Source organism: Paraburkholderia sp. IMGN_8, assembly GCF_038050405.1.
Classification (GTDB): domain Bacteria; phylum Pseudomonadota; class Gammaproteobacteria; order Burkholderiales; family Burkholderiaceae; genus Paraburkholderia.
In genome coordinates this window covers 2,744,324-2,767,692 of the sequence record NZ_CP150900.1, presented here as the reverse complement: position 1 = coordinate 2,767,692, position 23,369 = coordinate 2,744,324, and the positions used below count along the sequence as shown (strand labels likewise).

General features: G+C 62.8%; 24 protein-coding genes. 21 read left to right on the top strand and 3 right to left on the bottom strand.

The window, feature by feature from the left end; genetic code table 11:
- Window positions 1-106 precede the first annotated feature (106 nt).
- From ssuD to WN982_RS12765, 4 genes are read left to right on the top strand one after another with little or no spacing between them, the layout of a single operon-like run.
- Window positions 107-1,267 (top strand): FMNH2-dependent alkanesulfonate monooxygenase, encoded by a 1,161-nt coding sequence (gene ssuD / locus WN982_RS12780; RefSeq protein ID WP_341312363.1) that lies wholly within the window; start codon window positions 107-109, stop codon window positions 1,265-1,267.
- A 58-nt stretch (window positions 1,268-1,325) separates the two neighbouring features.
- Entirely contained in the window at window positions 1,326-2,156 is an 831-nt protein-coding gene (gene ssuC / locus WN982_RS12775; RefSeq protein WP_341312362.1) for an aliphatic sulfonate ABC transporter permease SsuC, read from the top strand.
- Entirely contained in the window at window positions 2,153-3,151 is a 999-nt protein-coding gene (locus WN982_RS12770; protein ID WP_341312361.1) for an ATP-binding cassette domain-containing protein, read from the top strand. Before ssuC ends, WN982_RS12770 begins: the two co-directional genes overlap by 4 nt.
- A gap of 47 nt (window positions 3,152-3,198) precedes the next feature.
- Entirely contained in the window at window positions 3,199-3,414 is a 216-nt protein-coding gene (locus WN982_RS12765) for a molybdopterin-binding protein (RefSeq protein ID WP_007182147.1), read from the top strand.
- A gap of 97 nt (window positions 3,415-3,511) precedes the next feature.
- On the opposite strand, the gene WN982_RS12760 is transcribed toward WN982_RS12765, so the two are convergent.
- Window positions 3,512-3,886 (bottom strand): hypothetical protein, encoded by a 375-nt coding sequence (locus WN982_RS12760; RefSeq protein WP_341312360.1) that lies wholly within the window; start codon window positions 3,884-3,886, stop codon window positions 3,512-3,514.
- Window positions 3,887-3,955: 69 nt separating this feature from the next.
- On the opposite strand from WN982_RS12760, the gene WN982_RS12755 reads away from it, so the two are divergent.
- The 14 genes from WN982_RS12755 (at window position 3,956) to WN982_RS12690 (ending at window position 20,428) form a co-directional block, all read left to right on the top strand.
- Window positions 3,956-4,327: a glycoside hydrolase family 19 protein gene (locus WN982_RS12755; protein ID WP_341312359.1), complete on the top strand. Its 372-nt coding sequence runs from the start codon at window positions 3,956-3,958 to the stop codon at window positions 4,325-4,327.
- A 6-nt stretch (window positions 4,328-4,333) separates the two neighbouring features.
- On the top strand, window positions 4,334-4,660 hold the full coding sequence (locus WN982_RS12750; RefSeq protein ID WP_341312358.1) for a hypothetical protein: 327 nt from the start codon (window positions 4,334-4,336) through the stop codon (window positions 4,658-4,660).
- A gap of 218 nt (window positions 4,661-4,878) precedes the next feature.
- On the top strand, window positions 4,879-7,248 hold the full coding sequence (locus WN982_RS12745; protein WP_341312357.1) for a type VI secretion system tip protein VgrG: 2,370 nt from the start codon (window positions 4,879-4,881) through the stop codon (window positions 7,246-7,248).
- Window positions 7,249-7,252: 4 nt separating this feature from the next.
- Window positions 7,253-9,562 carry a hypothetical protein gene (locus WN982_RS12740; RefSeq protein ID WP_341312356.1) on the top strand — a complete coding sequence of 770 codons (2,310 nt, stop codon included), beginning with the start codon at window positions 7,253-7,255 and terminating at the stop codon, window positions 9,560-9,562.
- A gap of 111 nt (window positions 9,563-9,673) precedes the next feature.
- Window positions 9,674-10,324, top strand: a complete 651-nt coding sequence (locus tag WN982_RS12735; RefSeq protein WP_341312355.1) for a hypothetical protein — start codon at window positions 9,674-9,676, stop codon at window positions 10,322-10,324.
- A gap of 212 nt (window positions 10,325-10,536) precedes the next feature.
- On the top strand, window positions 10,537-10,893 hold the full coding sequence (locus WN982_RS12730) for a PAAR domain-containing protein (RefSeq protein ID WP_341312354.1): 357 nt from the start codon (window positions 10,537-10,539) through the stop codon (window positions 10,891-10,893).
- Between the two features lie 5 nt (window positions 10,894-10,898).
- Window positions 10,899-11,531: a hypothetical protein gene (locus tag WN982_RS12725; RefSeq protein WP_341312353.1), complete on the top strand. Its 633-nt coding sequence runs from the start codon at window positions 10,899-10,901 to the stop codon at window positions 11,529-11,531.
- Between the two features lie 34 nt (window positions 11,532-11,565).
- Window positions 11,566-11,829 carry a PAAR domain-containing protein gene (locus tag WN982_RS12720; protein ID WP_341312352.1) on the top strand — a complete coding sequence of 88 codons (264 nt, stop codon included), beginning with the start codon at window positions 11,566-11,568 and terminating at the stop codon, window positions 11,827-11,829.
- The gene (locus tag WN982_RS12715) at window positions 11,829-13,157 is read left to right on the top strand and encodes a hypothetical protein (protein WP_341312351.1); all 1,329 of its coding nucleotides are present in this window, start codon (window positions 11,829-11,831) and stop codon (window positions 13,155-13,157) included. Before WN982_RS12720 ends, WN982_RS12715 begins: the two co-directional genes overlap by 1 nt.
- A complete protein-coding gene (locus tag WN982_RS12710; protein ID WP_341312350.1) occupies window positions 13,123-16,779 on the top strand; it encodes an ImcF-related family protein in 3,657 nt (1,218 codons plus the stop codon). The genes WN982_RS12715 and WN982_RS12710 overlap by 35 nt, the downstream gene beginning before the upstream one ends.
- Window positions 16,776-18,635, top strand: a complete 1,860-nt coding sequence (gene tssF, locus WN982_RS12705) for a type VI secretion system baseplate subunit TssF (RefSeq protein ID WP_341312349.1) — start codon at window positions 16,776-16,778, stop codon at window positions 18,633-18,635. Before WN982_RS12710 ends, tssF begins: the two co-directional genes overlap by 4 nt.
- Window positions 18,635-19,153: a type VI secretion system lipoprotein TssJ gene (gene tssJ / locus WN982_RS12700; RefSeq protein WP_341312348.1), complete on the top strand. Its 519-nt coding sequence runs from the start codon at window positions 18,635-18,637 to the stop codon at window positions 19,151-19,153. The genes tssF and tssJ overlap by 1 nt, the downstream gene beginning before the upstream one ends.
- Window positions 19,150-19,698: a hypothetical protein gene (locus tag WN982_RS12695; protein WP_341312347.1), complete on the top strand. Its 549-nt coding sequence runs from the start codon at window positions 19,150-19,152 to the stop codon at window positions 19,696-19,698. Before tssJ ends, WN982_RS12695 begins: the two co-directional genes overlap by 4 nt.
- A gap of 538 nt (window positions 19,699-20,236) precedes the next feature.
- Complete coding sequence (locus WN982_RS12690) at window positions 20,237-20,428, top strand: TOBE domain-containing protein (RefSeq protein WP_341315782.1); 192 nt, start codon at window positions 20,237-20,239, stop codon at window positions 20,426-20,428.
- Window positions 20,429-20,476: 48 nt separating this feature from the next.
- Here WN982_RS12690 and WN982_RS12685 read toward each other — a convergent pair whose 3' ends face one another.
- Entirely contained in the window at window positions 20,477-20,725 is a 249-nt protein-coding gene (locus WN982_RS12685; protein WP_341312346.1) for a hypothetical protein, read from the bottom strand.
- Window positions 20,726-20,998: 273 nt separating this feature from the next.
- Here WN982_RS12685 and WN982_RS12680 point away from each other — a divergent pair, with 273 nt between their 5' ends.
- Complete coding sequence (locus WN982_RS12680) at window positions 20,999-21,196, top strand: hypothetical protein (protein ID WP_341312345.1); 198 nt, start codon at window positions 20,999-21,001, stop codon at window positions 21,194-21,196.
- A 106-nt stretch (window positions 21,197-21,302) separates the two neighbouring features.
- Window positions 21,303-21,545, top strand: coding sequence for a DUF6566 family protein (locus tag WN982_RS12675; RefSeq protein WP_341312344.1), 243 nt, complete (start codon window positions 21,303-21,305; stop codon window positions 21,543-21,545).
- Window positions 21,546-21,685: 140 nt separating this feature from the next.
- Here the strand turns inward: WN982_RS12675 and WN982_RS12670 are convergent, their stop codons facing one another.
- Window positions 21,686-21,952 carry a hypothetical protein gene (locus WN982_RS12670; protein WP_341312343.1) on the bottom strand — a complete coding sequence of 89 codons (267 nt, stop codon included), beginning with the start codon at window positions 21,950-21,952 and terminating at the stop codon, window positions 21,686-21,688.
- A 399-nt stretch (window positions 21,953-22,351) separates the two neighbouring features.
- Here WN982_RS12670 and dusA point away from each other — a divergent pair, with 399 nt between their 5' ends.
- The gene (gene dusA, locus WN982_RS12665; RefSeq protein ID WP_341312342.1) at window positions 22,352-23,302 is read left to right on the top strand and encodes a tRNA dihydrouridine(20/20a) synthase DusA; all 951 of its coding nucleotides are present in this window, start codon (window positions 22,352-22,354) and stop codon (window positions 23,300-23,302) included.
- Window positions 23,303-23,369 lie beyond the last annotated feature (67 nt).

The following is a 23,369-nucleotide window of genomic DNA, read 5'->3' as shown; positions in this document are numbered from 1 at the left end:
CGCATGGCCCGGCCGCGCGCCGAGTGAAAACGCGCGGCCAGCGTGTGCGCTTTCACTCGACACGCCGTCTCCACTCCATCCAGTTTCGAACAAGCAGGAGCAGCAAATGAATGTGTTCTGGTTCATTCCGACTCACGGCGACAGCCGCTATCTCGGTACGTCCCAAGGCGCACGCGCAGCCGACTACGACTACTTCCAGCAGATCGCCGTGGCGGCCGATACGCTCGGTTACGAGGGCGTGCTGCTGCCGACCGGCCGTTCGTGCGAGGACGCATGGGTGGTCGCGTCGAGCCTGATCGCCGCGACCAAACGCCTGAAGTTTCTGGTGGCGATTCGCCCGGGCATTTCGTCGCCGGGTCTCGCGGCGCGTATGGCGGCGACCTTCGACCGCCTGTCGAACGGACGTCTCCTGATCAACGTGGTAACCGGCGGCGATGCGGCTGAACTGGAAGGTGACGGTGTGTTCGTCGATCACGACACGCGCTATGAAATCACCGACGAATTCCTGCACATCTGGCGCAAGCTGCTGAGCGCCGCGCATACCAACGACTCGATCGAGTTCACCGGCAAGCATCTGCGCTCGAAGGGCGGCAAGGCGCTATATCCGCCGGTGCAGAACCCGCATCCGCCACTGTGGTTCGGCGGTTCGTCGCCGGCCGCGCATGACATGGCCGGCGAGCATATCGACACGTATCTGACGTGGGGCGAGCCGCCCGACGCCGTCGCGAAGAAGGTCGCCGACATTCGCGCCCGCGCCAGGGCGCATGGCCGCGAGATCAAGTTCGGCATCCGCCTGCACGTGATTGTGCGCGAAACCGAAGCAGAAGCATGGGCCGCCGCCGACAAGCTGATCAGCAAGCTCGACGACGAAACCATTTCCCGCGCGCAGGCTTCGTTCTCGAAGATGGATTCCGAAGGGCAGCGCCGCATGGCCGCGTTGCACGGCGGCAAGCGCGGCGGCCGCGCGGAACTCGAGGTCTATCCGAATCTGTGGGCGGGTATCGGTCTTGTACGCGGCGGCGCGGGCACCGCGCTAGTCGGCAATCCGGACCAGGTCGCCGCACGCATGAAGGAATACGCCGACCTCGGCATCGACACGTTCATCCTGTCGGGCTATCCGCATCTCGAAGAGTCGTATCGCTTCGCCGAGCTGGTGTTTCCGCTGCTGCCGAACCGTCGCAGCAAGACGGCGAACGGCCCGCTGTCGGGTCCATTCGGCGAGATCGTCGGCAACAACTATCTGCCGAAGGCGGCGAGTTCGAGCTGAGCACTCGCTCGCTGGATTCGGCGGCGATGCCAATCGATAAGGAATGAGGAAAGCAATCATGGCTCAATCCACTGTGAGTACGGAACGCGGCGCAGGCGGGGCTGCTGGCTTGTTGCGCCGCGTCGGTACGCATCTCGCGCCGTGGCTCGCGCCGCTCGCGATTCTGCTGGCGTGGGAAGTCGCCGCGCGCAGCGGCGTTCTGTCGACGCGTGTGCTGCCCGAACCGCTCGCGGTCGTGAAGGCCGCGTGGTCGCTGATCCAGTCCGGGGAGATGTGGGCGGATGTGAAGGTCAGCACGTTGCGCGCGGTGTCGGGCTTTGCGATCGGCGGCGGCATCGGACTCGTGCTCGGGCTCGCGACGGGCTTGTTCAAGCCCGCTGAAGTCGCGCTCGATTCGACCGTGCAGATGATCCGCAACATCCCCGCGCTGGCGATGATTCCGCTCGTGATCCTATGGTTCGGTATCGAGGAGGAAGCGAAGGTGTTTCTCGTCGCGCTGGGCGTGTTTTTCCCAGTGTACGTGAACACCTTTCACGGCATCCGCTCAGTCGACGCGAATCTGATCGAAATGGCGCGCAGTTATGGCGTGAAGGGCTTCGCGCTGTACCGGCATGTGGTCTTGCCGGGCGCGCTGCCGTCGATTCTGGTCGGCGTGCGTTTCGCGTTCGGGCTGATGTGGGTCACGCTGATCGTCGCCGAGACTATTTCCGCGCAATCGGGCATCGGCTACATGACGATGAACGCACGCGAATTCCTGCAAACCGATGTGGTGGTGGTCGGCATCCTGCTGTATGCGGCGCTCGGCAAACTCGCCGACTTGCTGGCAAAGAGCCTCGAGCGCGTGTCGCTGCGTTGGCATCCGGCCTATCAACGAGGAGCGAAAGCATGAGCGCAACGACATTGTCGGCGTCGTTCGGCGGCATCGCGGGCAGCGATCTCGAAGCCGAACTGGCGCAGCCGCGCATCGCAGATCACGACGCTGGCGAAGCGGCCGGACTCGAACGCGCCGATCGGACGCACGACGTGAACCGGAGCGGCGGGGTATCGCCGGCGGGCGCATTGGCGCGCAACGACGCGGGCCGCTCCGCCGATTATTCGGTCGAGTTGCGCGGCGTCGGCAAGCAATATGGCGAGCGCACGGTGTTGGCCGATTTCAATCTGTCGATCGAGCGCGGCAGTTTCGTGGCGATCGTCGGCCGCAGCGGCTGCGGGAAGTCGACCTTGCTGCGGCTCGTCGCCGGCCTGGAAAAGACTACCTCGGGTGTGCTCGAAAAGCGCGCTGAAGACGGCCAGCCGCTCGACACCCGCATCATGTTTCAGGACGCGCGCCTCCTGCCCTGGAAGAGCGTGCTGCAAAACGTGATGCTCGGCCTTGGCCGCAGCGCGCGCGAAGATGCGCGCGCGGTGCTGGCCGAAGTCGGTTTGCTGGAGCGCGCCAACGACTGGCCCGCGCAGCTTTCCGGCGGTCAGCGGCAGCGCGTCGCGTTGGCGCGCGCGCTGGTGCATCGGCCGCAATTGCTGCTGCTGGACGAACCGCTCGGCGCGCTCGACGCATTGACGCGTATCGAAATGCACGCGCTGATCGAACGGCTGTGGCGTGAGCATCGATTTACCGCGCTGCTGGTGACGCACGACGTGCACGAGGCCGTGGCTCTGGGCGACCGGATCCTGCTGATCGAAGAAGGGCGCATCGCGCTCGATCAGCCGGTGCCGCTCGCGCGGCCGCGGGCGCGCGCTTCGGCCGGTTTCGCCGCGCTGGAAGAACATGTGTTGCAACGCGTACTGAAGACGGCGCCGAACGACGACGCGCTGTCCCACCGCGCTTACGACGCAAGTGGCGAGGGCCGTCTCACACGGCCGACAGACGTCCGCTGGGCCGTCTGACATCCCTTGACTGACTGTTTTTAATCGATTTTCTGGAGTCACTCGATATGAGCATTTCCGCTATCAACGTACGCAATCAGTTCAAAGGCAAGGTCAAGGAAATCATCCGCGGGCCGGTAGTATCCGAAGTCGATGTGGATACGCCGTTCGGTATCGTTACCTCGGTGATCACCACGCGCTCGGTCGACGAACTCGAGCTGAAGGTCGGCTCGGAAGTGGTCGCGCTGGTGAAGTCGACGGAGGTGTCGATCGCGCGCCTGTAAACCGCGCGACGTGTTGTTTCGCCGATACCGTTGCCACGCGCGCCGACGCTATTTCGCGTTGGCGCTGCTGGCCGGCGGTTCGTGCATCAACCTGTCGTTAGTCGGTTTGCGTGGGCGCTTGACCATCGGCATGTCGTCCGGGTTGCCCGGGCCGCTCGCTGGCTGGTGTCATGCCGTTCTGGACCAGCGCCGATTCGCTATGGCTGGAATACAGCAAGGTCCTCGGCACTAACGCGTCTGGCGCACTCAAGCTGCAAGGTTTCGTTTCTTTCGTGAAGATCGGCCGATCCACACCGCAGCCCATAACCCGAAATACACCTGCATAACAAGCCGCCATCTGCGCGGCCTTTCTTGCGTCCGGAGGCAACATGGACCGCGACACCTTCCAGCGCGCCGCCGCGCTCACCGATATGCTCACCACGCGATGGTTCGCGCCGGTATCTGCCGCGATGAGTGAATTCGCGATCAGCACGCCCGCGCGTCAGGCGGCCTTCATCGCGCAGGCCCGTCACGAGAGCGGCGGCATCCCGATGAAACGACCGTGCCGCCGGCCCGCCAGCAGCAGATCGCGAACGTGGCCTATGGCGGGCGTTATGGCAATGGCGACGGCTGGCGGTTCAAGGGGCGCGGACTGAAGCAGATCACCTTCCGCGACAACTATCTCGCGTGCGGGCGTGCGCTCGGCGTGGACCTGATCGCGAATCCCGATCTGCTCGCCACCGACGACGCGCTCGCCGCCCGCTCGGCAGCGTGGTTCTGGGCCTCCCATGGCTGCAACGAGGCGGGCCGTAGCGGGGAGGCCATCGGGCCTGCCGGTTCGTTACGATCCCGGTCGACCAACCCCGTTATCGTGCCCGCTCACCCGCTTTGTCGCGTCGTGCGCGGTCCTGTGTCCAGGACCCGCCTGCCATGACTGACGATGATGTCACCGTGCCCGTACCGGGCACCACGCTGCATCCTGCCCGACGACGACCGGCTGCAGAGCCTCACCATGCTGGCGGCCAGCCATGCCGATGCGCGGCTGACCGACATCCAGCGGCTCCGGTGTCTCATGCTCCTCGCGGCGCGGCCCGACGCGAACGAAACGCGGATCGAGATGCTGGCCATGCTCGAGCAGATCGCCGAGCGCCTTGAGGCGAATGCCCGCGACGACGCCACGTTCCTGGCCACCGCGCTGCGTCATCACGAGCAGCAGAACTGGCCATTTCCCGAGCGCGATCCGCTCGCGCCGCCTGTGCGCCACTAGGCGATCGTCGCTGCCTATCACGCAATCGCATCTCTAAAAATCAGAGGAGTCCGATTTATCGTTACTTGACAAATATGTGGGGGATTTCAGACGCCGGGCAGTCGGGTCGATTGACCTTTTTGCGTTGCAACCCCATATTTTTTAGTTGGCCGTAGTTGCGACCGCAACGACAACGATTTCGCTTCGTTCCCTTCAAACGGACAGGGAGAGGGATGCGCATGAATGCTGTGACGAAGAACTTTACGGATGCGCTGCGCCACCCGAGCGCGCGCCTGACCCAGCATCTCAGGATCTGGATCGGCAATCGGCAGAACGGTCTCGATGTGCTCGACTTCAAGGTGCGCGGCGGGTTCTGCAAGGACTACAAGGTCGATATCACGGTCACCTCGCCGCGACTGGATATCGATGGCAAGGAGTACGTCGGGCGGCGCGCGGGCCTGCAGGTCGACGAGCGGGCGTCGGTGCCCTCGGCGAGCTGGACCAGTCCCGTCGACCATGCGGCGGCCACCTTCAATGGCGTGGTGACGCGCTGGAAGCGCATCCGCACGAGCCGCGACGAGGCCGCTTACCAGGTGCGCATCAAGCCGCGCTTTGCCGCCCTGTGCAAGCGCGTCATCAAATCCGATGTACTGAAGGATGTCACGTTCGAGGAGATGGTCCGCCAGTGGATGGTTGACGGGCAGAACTTCGACGCCTTCGACATCGAGTTCCATCTCGAAGGGCCGCAGGAGAAGATGGAGCAGGTCGTGATGTACGAGGAGTCCATATGGAACATGGTCACCCGTCACGCGAAACGCAAGGGCATTTTCTGGTTCTACCGGCAGGAGCGCGGCGAGAACGGGCTGCTCGAGATTCTCGTTTTCGCGAACAACCCGCGCGCCTATATCCGGTCGGTCAACCTGCCGCTGCTGGCCGGGTCGGGCCTGCACAGCAACTGGCACGAAGCGGCGCAGGCGGTCCACGAGCAGCGCGAACTGGTGGCAGCGACGATCGAGCTGTGGGAGCGCAACTATCGCACGCCGGCGGACCCGCTGCGGGTCACGGCGAACCTCTCCGACGAGGCGGACGACCGCTCGGTGTTCGGCCAGATCAGCTGCAGCACGGAGTTTCACCTGACGCAGGCGCAGGGCGAGGCGCTCGCGCAGACGCGACGCGACGAGCAGATCGCCCGTCAGGTGACGCTCGCGGGCAGGACCGATGCGAAAGGCATTGCATCGGGCGTGGTGATCAAGCTGACCAACACGACGATGCCCAGCGCGGAATACGGCTTCGTGGTGACATCGTTCAGGATGGAAGGCAGCCGCACGAAGCCCGCCTATACGCGCTTCAAGGCGATGCCCGCGCACCTGACCTACCGTCCGGAGTTCGTGTACGAGCGGGACTGGCGTTTTCTGGGCGGCCCCGTCGTCGGCGTTGTCACAACCCTGGACTCGGCCCCTTACGCCTATCTGGATGAATTCGGGCGCTACCCCGTTCTGCCGAAGTTCCTGCAGGGTTCGGGCAATGCCGATAACAGGCTGCTGAACCTGCGCCTGCTGCGTCCCTCGGCGTCGTACCAAGGCGGCTTCCACTCGCCTCTGCTGCCCACGACCGAGGTGATGCTCGAGGCGGCCCATGGGGACGTGGACCGGCTTCACATCAGCGGTGCCCTGCACGATTTTTCGCAACCGGACGTGGTTCGGGCGACTGACGCGTTGTTTAGCTATGCCGTCTGGCGATCCCCTTTGCTCGGCGCGGAGATCGTGTTCAACGATCTGCAGGGCAAGGAAAGCGCGCGCATTGCGACAGTTTACAGCCAGTCGGCGGTCAACCAGGGCTATCTGCTCAACAGCAAGAAGCTGAAAAGGGGCGAAGGGTTCGAAATTACGTCCCAGGCGTGGGGCACGATGCGTGCGGCGAAGGGCCTGTTCTTCACGGCGGACGCCGCAGCCGGGGCCGATACGCCGCACCTCGACATGCCTGCTGCCGTAGCGCAACTGAAGGCCGCGCTGCAGCGCGTGACAGAACTGGCGGCGGCGACCACGCAGGCCAGGGCCGAGCCAGCGAACCGGGCCACGCAGGCTGCCCTCCTGGACGGGCTGAACCAGCTTCGCGATGCGGGGCTGCTGGCCAGTGCGCCTGGCGGCATGGCGTTCGTGACGCCGAAATCTGCGCAGCACTCGGCGGGGGAGAACGTGATCGTGACCGCAGGGCAGGACATGGACGTGAGCGTAGTGAAGCGGCTGCGCATGGTGGCGGGCGAGCTGATCTCGCTGTGCGCGCACAAGCTCGGCATCAAGATTTTTTCGAAGGGAAAAATCGAGCTGCAGGCGCAGGACGCTGCCATGGATCTCTTCGCTGACCAGAAACTGCACGTGTCGAGCGCCAGCGCGGACGTGCTCGTGGATGCCAAAACGAAGGCGATGATGGCCAGCGGCGGCGCGTCAATGACCATTGAGAACGGGAATGTCGTGTTCAACTGCCCAGGCGAATTCCGCATCAAGGCGGCTTCATTCACCTTCGAAGGCCCGGGCGATACGGCGGTCAGCCTGCCGCAATTGCCCGTGAGCAACTACCGGCCCAACCCCCGATACAGCCACACCCAATAACATCATGATCATCAGCCCACCGTTTCTGCCCGATGCGGGTCTTGCGGCCCCGACCGGAACGCACCCCGATCCGATGATGGACGCGGTCGACAAATTCGAATGCGCACACGGCATCTACCCAATCGCCTTCGACCGGCGCTGGCATTGCGGCGTGCATCTTCAGCCGGACACGAAGGGGAGGGTCCATGCGATTGCCGATGGCGAGGTCGTTGCGTATCGGGTCTGTCAGCACGCGATTGACGACGGCGCGAGCCATACCGGCTTTGTGCTGCTGAAACATACGACCGAGACCGGCAACGGCCGTACGCTGACGTTCTATTCGCTTTACATGCATCTGTTACCGCTGGTGGAATATCAGCAGCACAGTGCGAACGCCAACGAGATGCCGGAGTTCCTGCGCATGCCTACGGGCGATCCCGCTGCGCCGGTGCCGCCTGCCGTTTCAGGGAGCGGCAGGAAGGTCCGGCGCAAGGACGTGCTGGGGTGGCTCGGCCAGTATGAGGGCATGCCACATCTGCACCTCGAGATCTTCATGGTGCAGGCGGATTTCGACGCCTGGTTCGGGCGCACGCAACTCGGCAACACGACGCCTGCTCCATCTGACGGCACGGACTGGTGGGGGCATGCGTATTTCGTCATTCCGGCGGGCAGCAATTTTCGTCGTCTGCCGCAGGGGGCCGGTGCCGACAACAAGCTGCACGGGATTGAATTTACGCCGGGGCAGGCGGGCCAGAACACCCTGCCGCTGTTTGTGGAGACGTACTTCAGCAAGGGCGCGAAATACACCAACGTCTGGAGCGTCGCGCAGGACGGCACGCAAACGCTTCTTACGCCGCAGCCCGTCGAGGAAAAGGACTACGAATACGATCTGAACAAGCGTGCCACGGCGCTCTACGCGACATGTCCAAGCGACGGCTATGAGCTGCTGCGCTTTGGCCACATCGTCTCTCCAACGAAAACGCTGGCTGCTGATGCGCGCGTGACGTGGATGAAGGTCACATGGGTGGTGAACCAGCAGGGGTACATCGATATCAACGACTCGAGCATCCAGAAGTTCTCGGACGCAGATTTTCTGTCCTTCATGGGCTGGCAGAAGGTCAGCGACGCCAACACCCCATTTGGCAGCGATGGGCTGTGCGATGTCGATGCGTTGAAGAGAATACTGAACGACGCCGCGCCGCACGAAATACCTCCGGTGGCAGGAGAAACTACGGAAGCCCATAAGACGAACGTGCTCTCGGCCTATGTGAAGGGTAACGTTCAGGTGCGCCAGCAGCTACGCGGTTTTATCTGCAATGCGCCCAGCGAATGGGACAGTACGCACAACGAGGAACGCTATACGAAGCTGCTCGATGAGGGCGGGTTCTACCACGGCAATGAGAAGGGCTACAACGATTTCCTCAATTATCTGAAGGAGGTCCAGTTCTGGGACAAGACAGGGCTCCCTGCTGGGCAGAAAGTCTGGTTCTTCCATCCGCTCGCGTTCATCCGGCTTTTCAGAAAATGCGGGTGGCTGAGCCTGCAGGAGCAGATTCAACTGTTGCCTCGTAATTCGATATCTGATGCCGGCGGTCACATATCGTGGGTTGAGAGCAAGAAGCGATTTTCTGAGGGCAACAACGATGCTAGGGGGCAATCGCCCCAAGGCATGTGGCTGGCACTCAATCATATGTTTCTCAAATATGGATTTAGCAGTAGTCTCCGGAAGGCCCACTTTCTTGGGCAGATTTTCAAGGAGACCGGAGCTTTATGCTCAACGAGGGAAAATGGAAGCGCGGATTACTTCCGGAAAATGTATGAGAGCTATACCGCCAGTGATGCCGCCTATGATTTCGACAACAAGTACAATTGGCTTAAGAATCTTGGTTTCCTGAAAAATCGGGATCGTCCTACATACATAGCTCAGCGTCCCGGCGAAGTTCACGAGAAAGCTGTAGCTGGTGAAAACGTTCAGTCAGGCGACGGTGCTCGTTTCTGCGGTCGCGGTTTGATTCACCTCACATGGCGAAAAGGGTATCGCGAGTATGGGGAATATCGCGCCAAGGATTTCACGACCGATCCCAACCCGACGCTTCTGCAGGCTGACGCAGAAACCGCTGCGGATTCTGCTGGCTACTTCTGGGTTAAGACTCGTATTAACAGGAAAGCCGACCATGGCTTGAGCAACACAGATGTTCAGGGTTGTTTTCGCTTGGTGGGTGGTGCGGGCGGCTTGCCAGCGCGTCAGCAGTTCTTTCACTATACCTATTTCATCCTTGGCGATGCGCCGGGTATGCCGGCGGATAGCACATTGGAACGTCAGAAGGAGGGGTGATCGCGATTTGTCCTCCTGTCCAAAAGCGAGACGTCTTCAGATGCCTTTCACTGTTTTTACTCACCGGTTAGAACATGTTTTAATGTCAAATTTAACAGAGGCTTGGTTGTGATGAATAGTCAACGTTTTTTTACATTACGGTTTTTGTTGGTATTGCTTTTTCTGTCCTTTGTGCAGCAGGCCCGTGCAACCGACGTTCCTGCTGCAGTTCAGGCTGCAGTGAGTGCTCGCACCGACGCGAGCCACAAATTGCAGCTTCCGATCATTGACGCAGGACCTGCGATGCAAGGGGTGTACATCTACTTTGTGATGAACACGTCCGACGAGCCGGGCTATACCAAAGACAATAGGCCTTACATGTTGGATGCACATTTACTGTTCGCTGACAAAAACCATCTTTGGCACGATGAACTATTCGATCGTTACGTGAAAGATGATGGTGTTCCAGAAGTTGCCACTGTCTTTTTTGCGAATGCTGATCATGATCCGAAAGATAAGGAGGTCGTCATTCTAGTGCGAACACCACTCAACCATTACGATTACGGCGGTGAATATTACGATGGTTACATCTACAAGATAACTGGCGGCGCTCAAAAAGGAGTTGTTTTCGCGGGATTGCAGAGTGATGCCAGCGCACCCTTTGTAGATCAATGTGAATGTGGTTTTCGAGATGGCCACTCTACGCATGCACAGTATAAGGACGCCGAATCGATTCGAAAGGCACTCGCAAAAAAATATCCTGTCGTTCCTAAATCGAAATGAAAGATTGAGGTTGCTTAGTCTGGTTCCGAAGTTTTTGGATTTCCGACCAAAGTCAACCCACTTTGTTTCGCTTGATATGCGACGCTGTCACTTCGGGGACACGCCGATTTTGTCGATGCACGTTCGAGTAGACCAGATCAACTTAATCGAACCTCGCGCCAAGAATCATTTGGCTTCCAGTAACGGTTAAAACGGCAAGTAAAGCTACAACGATGAAATCTCCAATTCGAAAAGGCGACAAACTCGAACTTGGTGGCGAAGTGACTGGAACGTGCTCGCCCTGGACCATATTCATGGGCAGGCCACTTGCCCGCAAGGGCGACGAGGCGGTCTGCGATCTGCACGGCCCGACCTTCATTGTTGATTCCGGCGCATCGTATGTGACGGCATTTCGACCGAAGGTTGTCAGTGAAATCGATGGTGACCCACCAAGAATTGCATTGACGCTGGCAGAGAAAAATGCGGAAAAGGAGCTTATTAAGCGAGTTGCAAAGGGTATAAATGGTGCTCTGAATGGAATAGATGATCGTATTAAGTATACGGTAATGGTAAGGAAGGTGTTGTTGTGAAGCATATGAACGCACTTTTTGCTTTGGCGCTTTGTATGATGGTTGGTTATGTTTTCGCTCAAACAACGCCGGATACGACTATTTCTGTAAAAAAAATCTCGGATTCAGAGGTGTCTGTAAAGATGGCAGGCTCTGAACACCGATGCAGAATCGATCAACAAGTAGTCGATGCCAAAGTAAGTTCGGACAGACAGGCAGTGATCATCTCGGGAACGTCATATATTCCCACTGCTGATTTGGAACGCTGCAATTCTGATGTGGTGACTCACGCAATAAAGGCTGCACCCCATGTCGGATTTCTGGCTGACGTGAATTTGAATGCCAGGATTTACGTCTCGTTGATTCCACTTTCGGTCAATCCGATGAGCTTCGTTGCTGTTGTTGCAAAAATTGGAAGCGACCGAAATTTGATCAACCTTCAGGGCTTCTATGGAGCCGGGGTTAAACAGTCAACGTTACTTTCTGAGGCTTCTTCAGTTATGTCGCCGACGCTTTCAGTTGATGCTCGCTATGTATCGCTAGATTTGCATGCCTGCGAATCAGACGGTGATGAGTATGTTTCTGTTATCGAGATACGCTCGGCGAAACAAATTAAGTTGAGTCGTGCGATGTGCGAAAAAGAATTCCGTTTCCAATGACTCCGAATATCCTCCTCACGACTGTGTGTTAACTATGAAATCCCCCATCCGCAAAGGCGACAAACTCGAACATGGCGGCGAAGTGACCGGAAAGTGCTCGCCCTGGACCATATTCATGGGCAGGCCACTTGCCCGCAGGGGCGACGAGGCGCTCTGCGACCTGCACGGCCCGACCTTCGTTGATGAGGGAGCCGCCAAGTTTCCCGATCGCGACAAGAAGCTGTTCGCGCTGCACGACCATCGCTGCGCATGTGGCTGTCGGCTGATCTCGTCGCTGAAGAACGTCAACTTCGTGTAATGCCCGTCGAACTTTCTCGGGCGGGACGCCCGAGCGCCTATCCGCGCCGCCCACGCTTCTGGCCGTGGTGGTTCTGCATCTGGCTGGCCTGCGCCGTGTTCGGGGCCGCTATCGCGCTGCTGCTGTGGCCGAAGGGCGAACGTGCGGGCGGCGCATGGTTCTGGTTCTGTGTCATCGGTGTTCCGAACGGGATTTTCGGCTTGCTCTTCGCGATCGAACGCGTTGGCTATGAGGCCATGTGGTATCGCGCGTACCACCGCAACGGGCATCGCGACCGCTGGCTGGCGGAGCGCATCCGTGTCGCACAGAAGCCGCTACGGGTGCTGGGCATCGGCTACTGCCTGCCCCTGAACCGCCAGACGCTTGCACAGGCGATCAATGCCGGCGTGCGTCTGCCGCAACAGCAGCAGCCCCGCTCAGGCTCGGGTGTCATCGAGCATTGCCGCTTCGATGACCAGCCGCAGAAATTTGACGAATCCGATATGACCGATCTGGTGGCGGAGAGCGGGTCCGATGCCATGGTGGATGCGGCTCCGAAGAAGCCCGTTGGCCCGCTCGTGCCCAGGATTGCCGATGCGCTCGAACAGATCGCCGCGAGCCTGCGCGCGCTCACGCTCTATGAGCCCGCCCACTGGCCGCAGGTGTGCGTGCTGGCCGAACCCGGCGAGGAAGCCTTGCGCGAGCAGCAGGTGCGCGACGCGCTGTACCTGGCCGGTTTGCCGCCGCTTGCCGTGCAGGCGGTGCCCGCTTCGCACGGGCTGCTCGTGGCCGACGCCTGGCTCGACGCCCGCGAGGCGCGGCCATTGCTCGTGGTCGCAGCCGCCTGGCATGAAAGGCAGCCGCTTGCCGGCAGCACGGAGGGATGTCTCGCCGTACTGCTCGATGCGGGCTTCTACCGCCTGCCTGAAGACGTGCCCGTGATGGCAAGGCTGCATCGGCCCGTCGGGGGCAAGGCCGACGAAATCGAGTACTGCTTCGCGAATGCCGTGATATGGGGCAGGGCCGGGTTCGCCGCCGTGACGCGCGCGTGGATCACGCGGGCCGTCGAGCGATGCAACCGGGGGCTGCGCATCGCGAACCTGGATGCCGTCGCGAAGAGCGAGGCCCGATGCGAGCCGGCCCGCGTCGTTGGCGACTTTGGCAGCGCCGACGGCTGGCTGTCCGTCGCCGCCGCCATCGAATGCGGCGCTGCGGATGGACCGCAACTGATCATCGATGGCGTGCAATCCGCCATTCTTCACGTCCTGCCCGGCGCACCCGGGAAGGATCCTTTGTTGCCTGAACTCTTCCTGCATGACCGATCCGAAACTGAACTTGCGACCGTTTGATCCGGCTCCCGTGGCGGAGTCTGCGCCATCCGGACGCCTCGCGCTCTGGGGGCTGCTGGTCGCGGCCCTGATCGCCGCCACTATCGCGGCTGGCCTTGTGTGGTTCCGGGGCGACCTCTTCGATCTCGCGCCGGGCGAGGCGCGCATGCGGGTGGTGATCGCCATTCTCATCGCCTTGATTGTCGTCGTCGCCATTCACCTCATCCTGTTTTTCATCGGCGCATACGCCGTCGCCGGACGGTTGTTTCGCAGGGAGACCGGCGACCAGACGAAGGCGCAGAAACCGCTGAAACGCGACGCACGTCTGCAACGCATGTACGAGGAGCTGCGCGTCTCGCACGGCTGGTTCTGGCGTCGCCGCCTGCGTTGGCTGCTGGTGAACGGCACGGACGAACGCGTCGATCAGGTCGCGCCCGGTCTCAAGCAGGCGGGCGTCATGCACCTGAACGAAACCATCCTCGTGCACGCTTCCCCGGACGGCATCGAGGCGGCGAAGTGGCTGGGCCAGATCCGGCAGTTGCGCCGCCGTCGTCCGGTGGATAGCGTTGTGCATGTCGCCCGCGCGGACGATACGGATACCGAACTGCCGCGCACGCTCTCGGGAATCGCTACCACGCTGGGCTGGGCCGCACCCGTTGCCTTCCTGCATCCGGTCGCGGCGACGGGCAGTCAGACTGAACGGTTCGAAGCGGTGGGCGCGTTCATGCCGGACAGTTCGCGCAGGCAGGCGCAGGCGAGCGCTGCCATGCTGCCGGACATCCTGAACGAGCTGGAGCAGAAAACGGCGGATGCCGGTGTGCGCCTGTGCGATGAGCCGCACTGGGTGACCTGGATGATGGAGGTCTCGAAGTACGTCGGTGACCATGCCGGGCGGATGGCCGGGAGCCTGCGCACGCTGGCTTCGTCGCACTGGCTGCGCGCGCCGCTGGCGGGCGTCATGTTCGCACCGGTCTTTCCGGGTGCGCCTGTCGTTCCGTTGCCGGTTGCCGACGGCAATGAGTCGCAGGGTCAGTCTGCCCCGGCAATGCCGGTCGATGTGGTCATGCGCGAACAGCCGCGCGCGCTGCTACCGGTCTGGCGGGAGATCGCCGCCTGCGCGCCGCGTTACCGTGGCAGTCGCACGGGCCTTTACTGGCTGGACGCGCTTGCAATGTGCGTGCTGGTCGCGGCGATCGCGTGGTCGGTGATGCTGGCGATTTCCGGCCTCGGCAACCGGACGCTTGTCAAGGATGCCGAAACGACCATGGCAGCGGCGCTGGCGGCTACGCCTGGCACACCGCAGGCGCTGCGTACGCAGCTCGCTCTGCAGCATCAGATCGAGACGCTCGAATACCGGCGTCAGCACGGTGCGCCGTGGTCCCTGCGCGCGGGCCTCTCGCGCAACGATGACCTGCTCGACGCGCTGTGGCAGCCCTACAGGACCGTCGCCATCCGCAACCTGCGGCAACCGGTCGTGCAGGCGCTCGAAGGGCAAATCGCGCAGCTTTCGCAGGTGCGCGCCGACGAGCAGCAGAGCCACGACGCGCAGCAGCAGGCGTACAACCGCCTCAAGGCGTACCTTATGCTCGCCACCCCGGCGCGCGAAGACGCGCCGTTCCTGAAGGCGCGGATGCTGGAGGTCTGGCCCGCCGTGGTCGGGATGCGCGCCGGCGAATGGCTCGACACCTCGCAGCAGCTCGCGGGATTCTGGTCCGACCATCTGAAGGCGCATCCGGACTGGCGCATCAGCGCATCGGAGCCGCTCGTCACGCAGATGCGCTCGATGCTCGTCAACCAGATCGGGCTGGCGGCGAGCGACGACGTGCTCTATCAGCGTGTACTTGACGACGCGCGCGGCAAATATGCGGACGTATCGCTCGCGACGCTGCTTGCCGGCGCGGACGCGCACGGCCTGTTCACGACGACGCAGACGGTGCCTGGCATCTTTACGCGTGCAGCCTGGGAAGGTGTCATCGGGAAGGCCATTGACGACGCCGTGAAGGGACAGCACGTCGAAGGAGACTGGGTGCTGACCGGCCGCCAGCCGACCACCCAGGTGAGCGCCACGGCAGTGGAAGGGGCGGTCGATGCGGCGCGTACCGCGCTCGACGCGAAGCACGAAACCGACGATCTCCGGCAGCGGTTGCGAGACCGGTACTTCACGGACTACACGGCAGCCTGGGCGACCATGCTCAACAGCTTCCAGTGGATCCCGGCGACGAGCTTCTCCGGCGTGATCGACCAGCTCACGCGCCTGACCGATGCACAAACCTCGCCGCTGCTGGCGGTCATGAAATCGGTGCAGTACCAGGGTGAGGCGGGCCGTCCCTCGCAGGCGCTTACCGATACGCTCGTGCGCAAGGCACAGGGGCTGCTCGGCGGTAGCGGCAGCGATGCGACGCAGGCCCCCGTGGTCAATCCGCTGGGCCGCACGTTCGGCCCGCTGCTGGCGCTGATGGGCGACGCCAGTGCGGCCCCGGCCAGCGGCAAGACGGGCAACGGCAATCCGGCGAATGCTGCCGCGTTCAGTGGCGTCAGTCTTTCGCGCGTACTGACAGCCGATACGACCGTGCGCCTGAAGCTGCAGCAGATCCAGTCGAGTCCGGATGCGCAGGCGATGGCGCGCTCGCTCGCGCAGGCGATCTTCCAGGGCAAGCTCTCGGACCTGTCGCAGGCGCGCGATGACGCGGCGCTGACCGCCGCGAGCCTGGGCGCACAGTGGGCGGGGTTCGGCCAGACCCTGTTCGTGCAGCCGCTCGACGCAGCCTGGCAGGCGGTCCTGCAGCCCGCCGCCGCGAGCCTGAACGACGCGTGGCGCGCCGCCGTGGCCGCACCCTTCCAGTCGTCGTTCGCCTCGCGCTATCCGTTCTCGCCGACGAGCGCGGACGCGTCCTTTGCCTATTTCGGTCGCTACGTGCGGCCCGACACGGGGCTGATCAGCCGCTTCATCGAGGTCGAGCTGGCCGGCGTGCTCAAGCGTCAGGGCGACGAATGGGTGCCGAACGAACTCGCGCCGCAGTCGCTGCAGTTTGATCCGAAGTTCCTCGCGATGCTGCACCTCATCGGGCCGATGGGTGCGCACCTCTACACGCAGGGCGAGGCGGGTTATCACTTCGCGGTCATGCCGCAGCCGACGCCCAGCGTGACGCGCACGGAGCTGATGGTAGACGGGCAGCAGGTCGTCTACTTCAACCAGCACGAGACCTGGTCGCCGCTCGCGTGGCCGGGCAACGGCCTGAATGGCCATGCGTCGCTGAACTGGCAGACGCTGAACGGCGGGTTGCGCCTTGCGTACGATGCCACCGGGGACTGGGCCTTCCTGCGGATGCTGGAGAAAGCCCAGGTGAAACCGCTCGACGATACGCGCTACGAGCTGGTCTGGAATGGCGGGGCGGCCAGCGGCGAAGCGCAGGCCGCGTCCGCCGCCAGCGGTACGACGGGCGATGCGACAGGCGGTACCACGAACGGCGATGCGGCGTCACCGCTGCGCTACCTGCTGCGCGTGCAGACGGGAGCAGGGCCGCTAGAGCTGCTGAAGCTGCGCGGTTTCCGCATGCCGGAGCGCATCTTCGTGACGGGCCGTGCCGGCGTGATATCCGGACTGCCCTCCCTGCCACCTTTGCCCCCGGAGTTACAACCATGACCGCGCCGTGGAAATCGTTCCAGCAGGACGGCGGCAATCCGTTCCTAAGATATTTCGACGCCGAGATGCGCTATCTGCGCGAGGCTGGCCGCGAGTTCGCACGCGACCAGCCCGACGCCGCGCGCCGCCTCGGCATGCTTTATGGCCAGGAGGGCGAGCAGGTCCGGGCGGTCAACGAAGCCTTTGCGCTGCTCATGGCGCGGCTGCGCATGAAGCTCGACGACGCGATGCCGGAGGCGACCGAGGGACTGCTCGACAACCTCTATGAACACATGGCGCGGGCGATCCCGTCGCTGTCGATCATCGAATGCATGCCCCTGAACCGCAGGAGTTCGGCCACGGCGCAGATTCCCGCCGGGGCCGTGGTGCGCTCGGCGCCTGTCGGTCCCGATGGGGTGCAGTGCCCGTTTCGCACGACGCAGACGGTCGAGTTGCTGCCGTTGTCGGTCGAGGACGCGGCGCTGGCGGTACGCGCAGACGGGCGCACCGTCATCCGCCTCACCCTGGGCCTCTGGTTCAGCGACCAGCGCGAGCACGTGGACCTGTCGCGCATCCGCCTGTACCTGCATGGTGACCGGCCCGCCGCCGCCGCGCTGTACGCGGCGCTCAGGCGCCAGGTCGCCGCGATCGGGCTGCGCCTGCCATCGATTCGCGACGGCGCGCTGCAGCCGCTGGCCGGGGTGCACTTCGAGGCGGCGGGGTTCGGTTCGGCGACACGGCTGTGGCCGGTCACGAACCCTGAGCGCAACCAGCAGCTCGATCGCGAGCAGACGCTGCTGGAGTATTTCGTGTTCCCGCAGAAGTTCCACTTCGTCGACCTGTGCGGCTTCGATAGCACAATGGTGCCGGCGGGGGAAACGCGGTTGACCTTCGAGATCGAACTGGACGCCCGCATGCCCGGCGATCAGCCGGTGGGGCGGGAGAGCTTCCGGCTGTTCTGCACGCCCGTGATCAACCTGTTCGAGGTCGACGCGCTGCCGCTGCAGCCCGCCGACTGGCATGACCGCGAGCACCGCGTGCGCGTGCAGTCCGTCGTGGAGGCTCACGTCGAGCCCTACGACGTGCTGGAGGTGACCGCCGCCGATCCGGAGGGCAGCGCACGGCACGCCTACCGGGCGTTCACGAGCTTCCGGCATCGTGGCTGGATGCTGCGCTATGAGAAACCGGAGCGGTACTTCCATACCGCGACGCGCTACGGCGTGGTGGGACGGGAGCTGTGGGTCACGCTGGCGGGGCAGCTCTGGGCGGGGACGTATCGCAACGCACAGGATGACGAGGACCGTCCGCAGCCGGACCGTCATCTGACAGTGCGCGCGCTGGCGAACAACGGACGCCTGCCGCGCCTGGCGCTCGCCGAGGCGACGATCACCGAGGCGGTTTCGGGCTTTACCGGCATCGCGTCGGTACGCAACCTGACGGGACCAAGCCTGCCGCAGTATCCGCCGCGCCATTACCCGGGCTACGAGTGGCGCGCGCTGGGCCATTTCACGGCGAACGGCATGAACGAATTCAACCAGATGCTCGGGGCAGGCGCGCCCGTACTGCGCGAGGTGCTCGAACTCTACGACTGGACAATGGACGACGCGGTCCCCCAGCGCATCGACGCGATCCGGACGGTGCGCTTCTCCCAGGACCAGGTCCTGCAGCGCGGCTACGTGCTGCGGGTCGTGCGCATCCACGTCGACCTTGACGCGGGCGCTTTCGCAGGGCCGGGCGACGCCGTGCTGTTCGGCGACGTGCTGAACCACTTCCTTGGGCGCTACGCGAGCCTGCAGTGTTCCATGCAGGTGGTGCTGACCATCGATGGTCAGGAGACGGTCTATCCACATACCGATTTTACGGGAGCGCCATTCTGATGCGTACCAGGATCATGCGGGGCGCGCTCGGCGTGGGCCTCACGTTGACGCTCAGCGCGTGCGGGATGTGGCAGTCGGTGAAGGAGGGAACCGTGGACGCCACGCGCGCGGTATTCGAGACGAAGGCCAGGCAGATGAACCTCGTCATCACGGCGCGCGGCGCGCTGAACCAGGATGCGCACGGCGCGTCGCTGCCGGTTGTACTGCGCATCTATCAGTTAAAGGATGACAAGCCCTTCGCGATGGCGACCTACGCTCAACTGCTCGAGGGCAATGATGCGCTGAAGGCGGCAACGCTCTGGAGCCGGGACGTGACGCTGGGTCCGGGGCAGACGCTGAAGGTCTCGGAGCCGATCGGCGACGCAGCGAACTATGTGGGCGTCGCGGCGTTCTTTCTCGATACCTCCCACACCGAGTGGTCGGTACTGATCCCGAAAGCGCAATGGAAGAAGACCGACCCGGTCAGGCTGGTGGCTGCGGAGCGTAATCTCGAACTCGATACGGAGCGGCAAAAATGAGGAATCCGTACCCACGCATGGCAGCCGTTGCGCTGCCCGTCCTGATGGCTGCGCACGCCGCCGTTGCTGGCGATGCGGCGCCCATGTGCCAGCAGCTCCGGGCGACCGGCGCGACCGATATCGCGAAAGCGACGCTGCTGCTGCGGGCGAAACTGCCGCGGGTACCGGCGGGCGATGCCGCCGCCTTCGAACGTGAGAATGCTGCTGGCGTGCCCGACGCGAGGGCGGGCGTGCGCAGCCCGCTCTATCACGTCTGGCTGGCGGGGCGATATCTGGACCGTGCGACGCGTCAGATCGGCACCGTCCCCACCGCGACATCGCCGGTGCTTCGCGCACTGATGCTCGCGGACAGCGCGAACACGGCGGCGGGTTACGTTGCGATCGCGACCAACTCGCTGCTGCTGGGCGCATCGCAACGGACGGGCACGGCGCGCGGCGAGTCCGTGCCGAGTGATGCGCAGCTCGGCGACTATGCGCTCGATCTGCAGCAGATCTCGCTGATGCTCAACACGCTGGTCATGTGCAACCTGCGCCAGCCGGAGTGACGACAGTGCGGCGGCTGACGATCGAAGCCATGCAGGCGATAGCGGCAGCGTGCGGCGGGCGATGCCTGTCGACGCAGTACCTCAACAACCGCACGCCGTTGGAATGGGAATGCGCGCAGGGGCACCGATGGTGGGCGACGCCTGGCAACGTGAAAAGCAATTCCTCATGGTGCGATGTCTGCGCGAAGAAACAACCCCGGCGCCCGCGCTTCACGATGGATGACCTGCAGGCGCTGGCGGCCAGCCATGGGGGCGAATGCCTGTCCGCAACCTACGAAAACCAGAATCAGCTTTTGCGCTGGCGCTGCGCGAACGGGCACGAATGGATGTCGCCGGCGCGGGTCGCGAAGCGGCACTGGTGCCAGCGGTGTCATCACGAGCGGCACCGGTTGGGCATAGAAATGATGCGCGAGATTGCAGCCAGCCGTGGCGGGCGCTGTCTGTACGACGTGTATGTGTCGACGAGACAACCGCTGCAGTGGGAGTGCCTGTTGGGGCACGTCTGGTCAACGAAGCCGGCGGTGGTGGTCAGGGGGCACTGGTGCCCGCAGTGTGCCTACCCAAGGAAATCATCCGCGGGCCGGTAGTATCCGAAGTCGATGTGGATACGCCGTTCGGTATCGTTACCTCGGTGATCACCACGCGCTCGGTCGACGAACTCGAGCTGAAGGTCGGCTCGGAAGTGGTCGCGCTGGTGAAGTCGACGGAGGTGTCGATCGCGCGCCTGTAAACCGCGCGACGTGTTGTTTCGCCGATACCGTTGCCACGCGCGCCGGCGCTATTTCGCGTTGGCGCTGCTGGCCGGCGGTTCGTGCATCAACCTGTCGTTAGTCGGTTTGCGTGGGCGCTTGACCATCGGTAGTTTGTCCGGATTAACCGAGCCGCTCGCCCCCGGCGGCTTTGCCATCGATGCGCCGCTATTCTGCGGTGCCGGATTTGGCGTTTGCGCGAGCGCGGCAGTAGCACACGCGCCGCATGCCGCGAACGTGACGCTCGCCGTCAGCGCTGCCCATCTGCTTCGTTTCATCTGATCCTCCTTTGCGATGCCGCTTGCTGGTTTTCCCTGCTTTTTCGTTGCTGTAGTGCTCGTGAGATAGACCCGGCGTTGCACGGAAAATTCGCCGGCCCGCTTCGATCTTCGATTCCCGGCGCTTTGGCGCGCCGCCACGCGGTGCGCGCGTAGTTTGCGCGTGGTTTGCGCGTAGTTTGCGCGTGGTTTGCGCGTAGTTTGCGTTTACGCGCCCCTGCGCAAGCACCGGAAACTTGCTAGGATGAATTGAGCGTCACGACGGAGATGGCCATGTCGAAGTCATTGAGTCCCGAAGCGATCGAAGCATTGCGGCGTCTGAACGACGTCGGCGTCGGACAGTCTGCGCCGAAGCTCGCGCAGACCGTCGCGGCCGAGTTGCTGGCGGGCGGCCTCGTCGCCGAAGCCGGCGGCGGCGATGTCGAGATCACCTGCAACGGCCGGCAGTACCTTTCGGGCGATTGCGATTGATCGCTCGGTAAGGGCTGGGCGGGTGAATTTCATTTGCGAGCCAGTATGACGGCCCGCCGCTCAAGCATGGCCGCGTGCACGCTGCAACTTGACCACGGAGGCGAATATGCAGCCGAAGGGCCTCGATATGGGCGACTACGAGGAGCGCTATCAGGACTACGACATAGAGGTCGCGGTCGAACAGGTGCTCACCGGTGTCAAAGCGCATTTTCGGGTGCTGCGAGGCGAGGCGGTGGTGGTCGACTGGCGGCTTGTGCACATCGACAGCTTGTGGCCCACCGAGCATGCCGCGGCCGAGGCGGCGATTCGGGCGGCGCGTGAGGTGATCGACAGCGGGCTGGCCGCTTGATGGGCCTTAGAGAACTGCTGAAAAGCCACTTAAGCCACTTAAGCCACGTAAACGCGACTGGGCGCCGGCATTAAATCCTTCATGCGCGGCGCCCAGTTCACCTGCTACCCATTGCGGACAGCAGACACAACGGCAACGATTTAGTGGCCGAAGAAAACCGATTGCGGACCCGAAACCGGTTCGCGGGTGCCTGATTGCGACGACACGGTCTGCACGCCACCGTATGCGTTCGATTCGGCTTGGGTACGTTCAGCGGCGACGGTTTGCGCGTTCTGGCCTTGTTGCGAAGCCGGTGCACCGACCGACGGACGATAGAACGGTGCCGGACCGTAGCCGCTAGCAAAAGCGGGGGCGGCGATCGAGGCGGAAACAGCAACCAGCAGGGCAGCGATAAGCTTGGTCTTCATGGTATGACTCCAATAACGTTCGACTTCAGTTCTAGAAGGCGTCGCAGGGGCCTGTGAGGTGTGTCTGCAACGTCGATGGAAGGCAGTGTATACCCCTACTATCGAAAATTTGTACCGATAATCTGAAATTACTATTCTCGATACTGGAATAATCTGTCAGAGGTATATAAGACAAGGCTGGGCGGCGTTCCGACCCCGCCAACCAGGCGTTTTCCGATCCGAAAGACCCGGTTGGCCAAGCGGGTTATGGGCGGTCTTGCGGGAATGCCGGCACTTTCGCCGGTGCTCTCAGGGCATCTGTCCACTTGCGGTAAAATTGCGCTTTGATTTACGCCGTCTGGCCGCACCATGTCCCCAACTCAAACTCCCAGTCCGCGCCGCGTTTCAGTGGCGCCCATGATGGACTGGACCGATCGCCACTGCCGCTCGCTGCATCGTGTGATATCTCGCCATACGTGGCTGTACACGGAAATGGTGACTACCGGCGCGTTGTTGCACGGCGACGTGCCGCGCCATCTGGCGTTCACGCCCGAAGAGGCGCCGGTCGCTTTGCAACTCGGCGGCAGCGAGCCCGACGACCTCGCGCGCTCGGCGAAACTCGGCGAGCAATGGGGCTATGACGAGATCAATCTGAACTGCGGTTGTCCTTCCGAGCGCGTGCAACGCGGTGCTTTCGGTGCTTGCCTGATGAACGAGCCGCAACTCGTCGCCGATTGCGTGAAGGCAATGCGCGATGCAGTGTCGGTGCCGGTAACGGTCAAGCATCGGATCGGCGTCGATGCGGTCGAGGAGTATGGCTTCGTGCGCGATTTCGTCGGCACGATCGCGGACGCCGGTTGCAACGTGTTCGTTGTGCACGCACGCAATGCGATTCTCAAGGGCTTGAGTCCGAAGGAGAATCGCGAGATTCCGCCGCTCAAGTATGAGTACGCGTATCAGTTGAAGCGCGAGTTCCCGCACCTGGAGATCATCATCAACGGCGGCATCAAGACGCTCGATGAAGTGGAGACGCATCTTCAACACGTCGATGGCGTGATGCTCGGACGCGAGGCGTATCACAACCCCTATGTGCTGGCCGACGTGGATGCGCGCTTCTATGGTTCGACGGATGCGCCGCTCACGCGCGAGCAGGTCGAAGCGAAGCTGATTGAATACTGCGCGGCGGAAATGGCGCGGGGCACGTACCTCGGCGCGATCACGCGCCATGCGTTGGGTCTGTATCGCGGCGAGGCCGGCGCGCGTGGATGGCGTCGTGTTTTGTCCGATAGCAAGCGTCTGGCCGCGCGCGATCTGACCATCTTTGACGAGGCAAGACAGCATCTGCGTGAGCCAGTCGAAATTTTTGAATAAAGGACTAGGCAAGCGAGATTCTTGTTCGTATAATCTCGTTTCTTCATCGACGAGCCAAGTTTCTCGG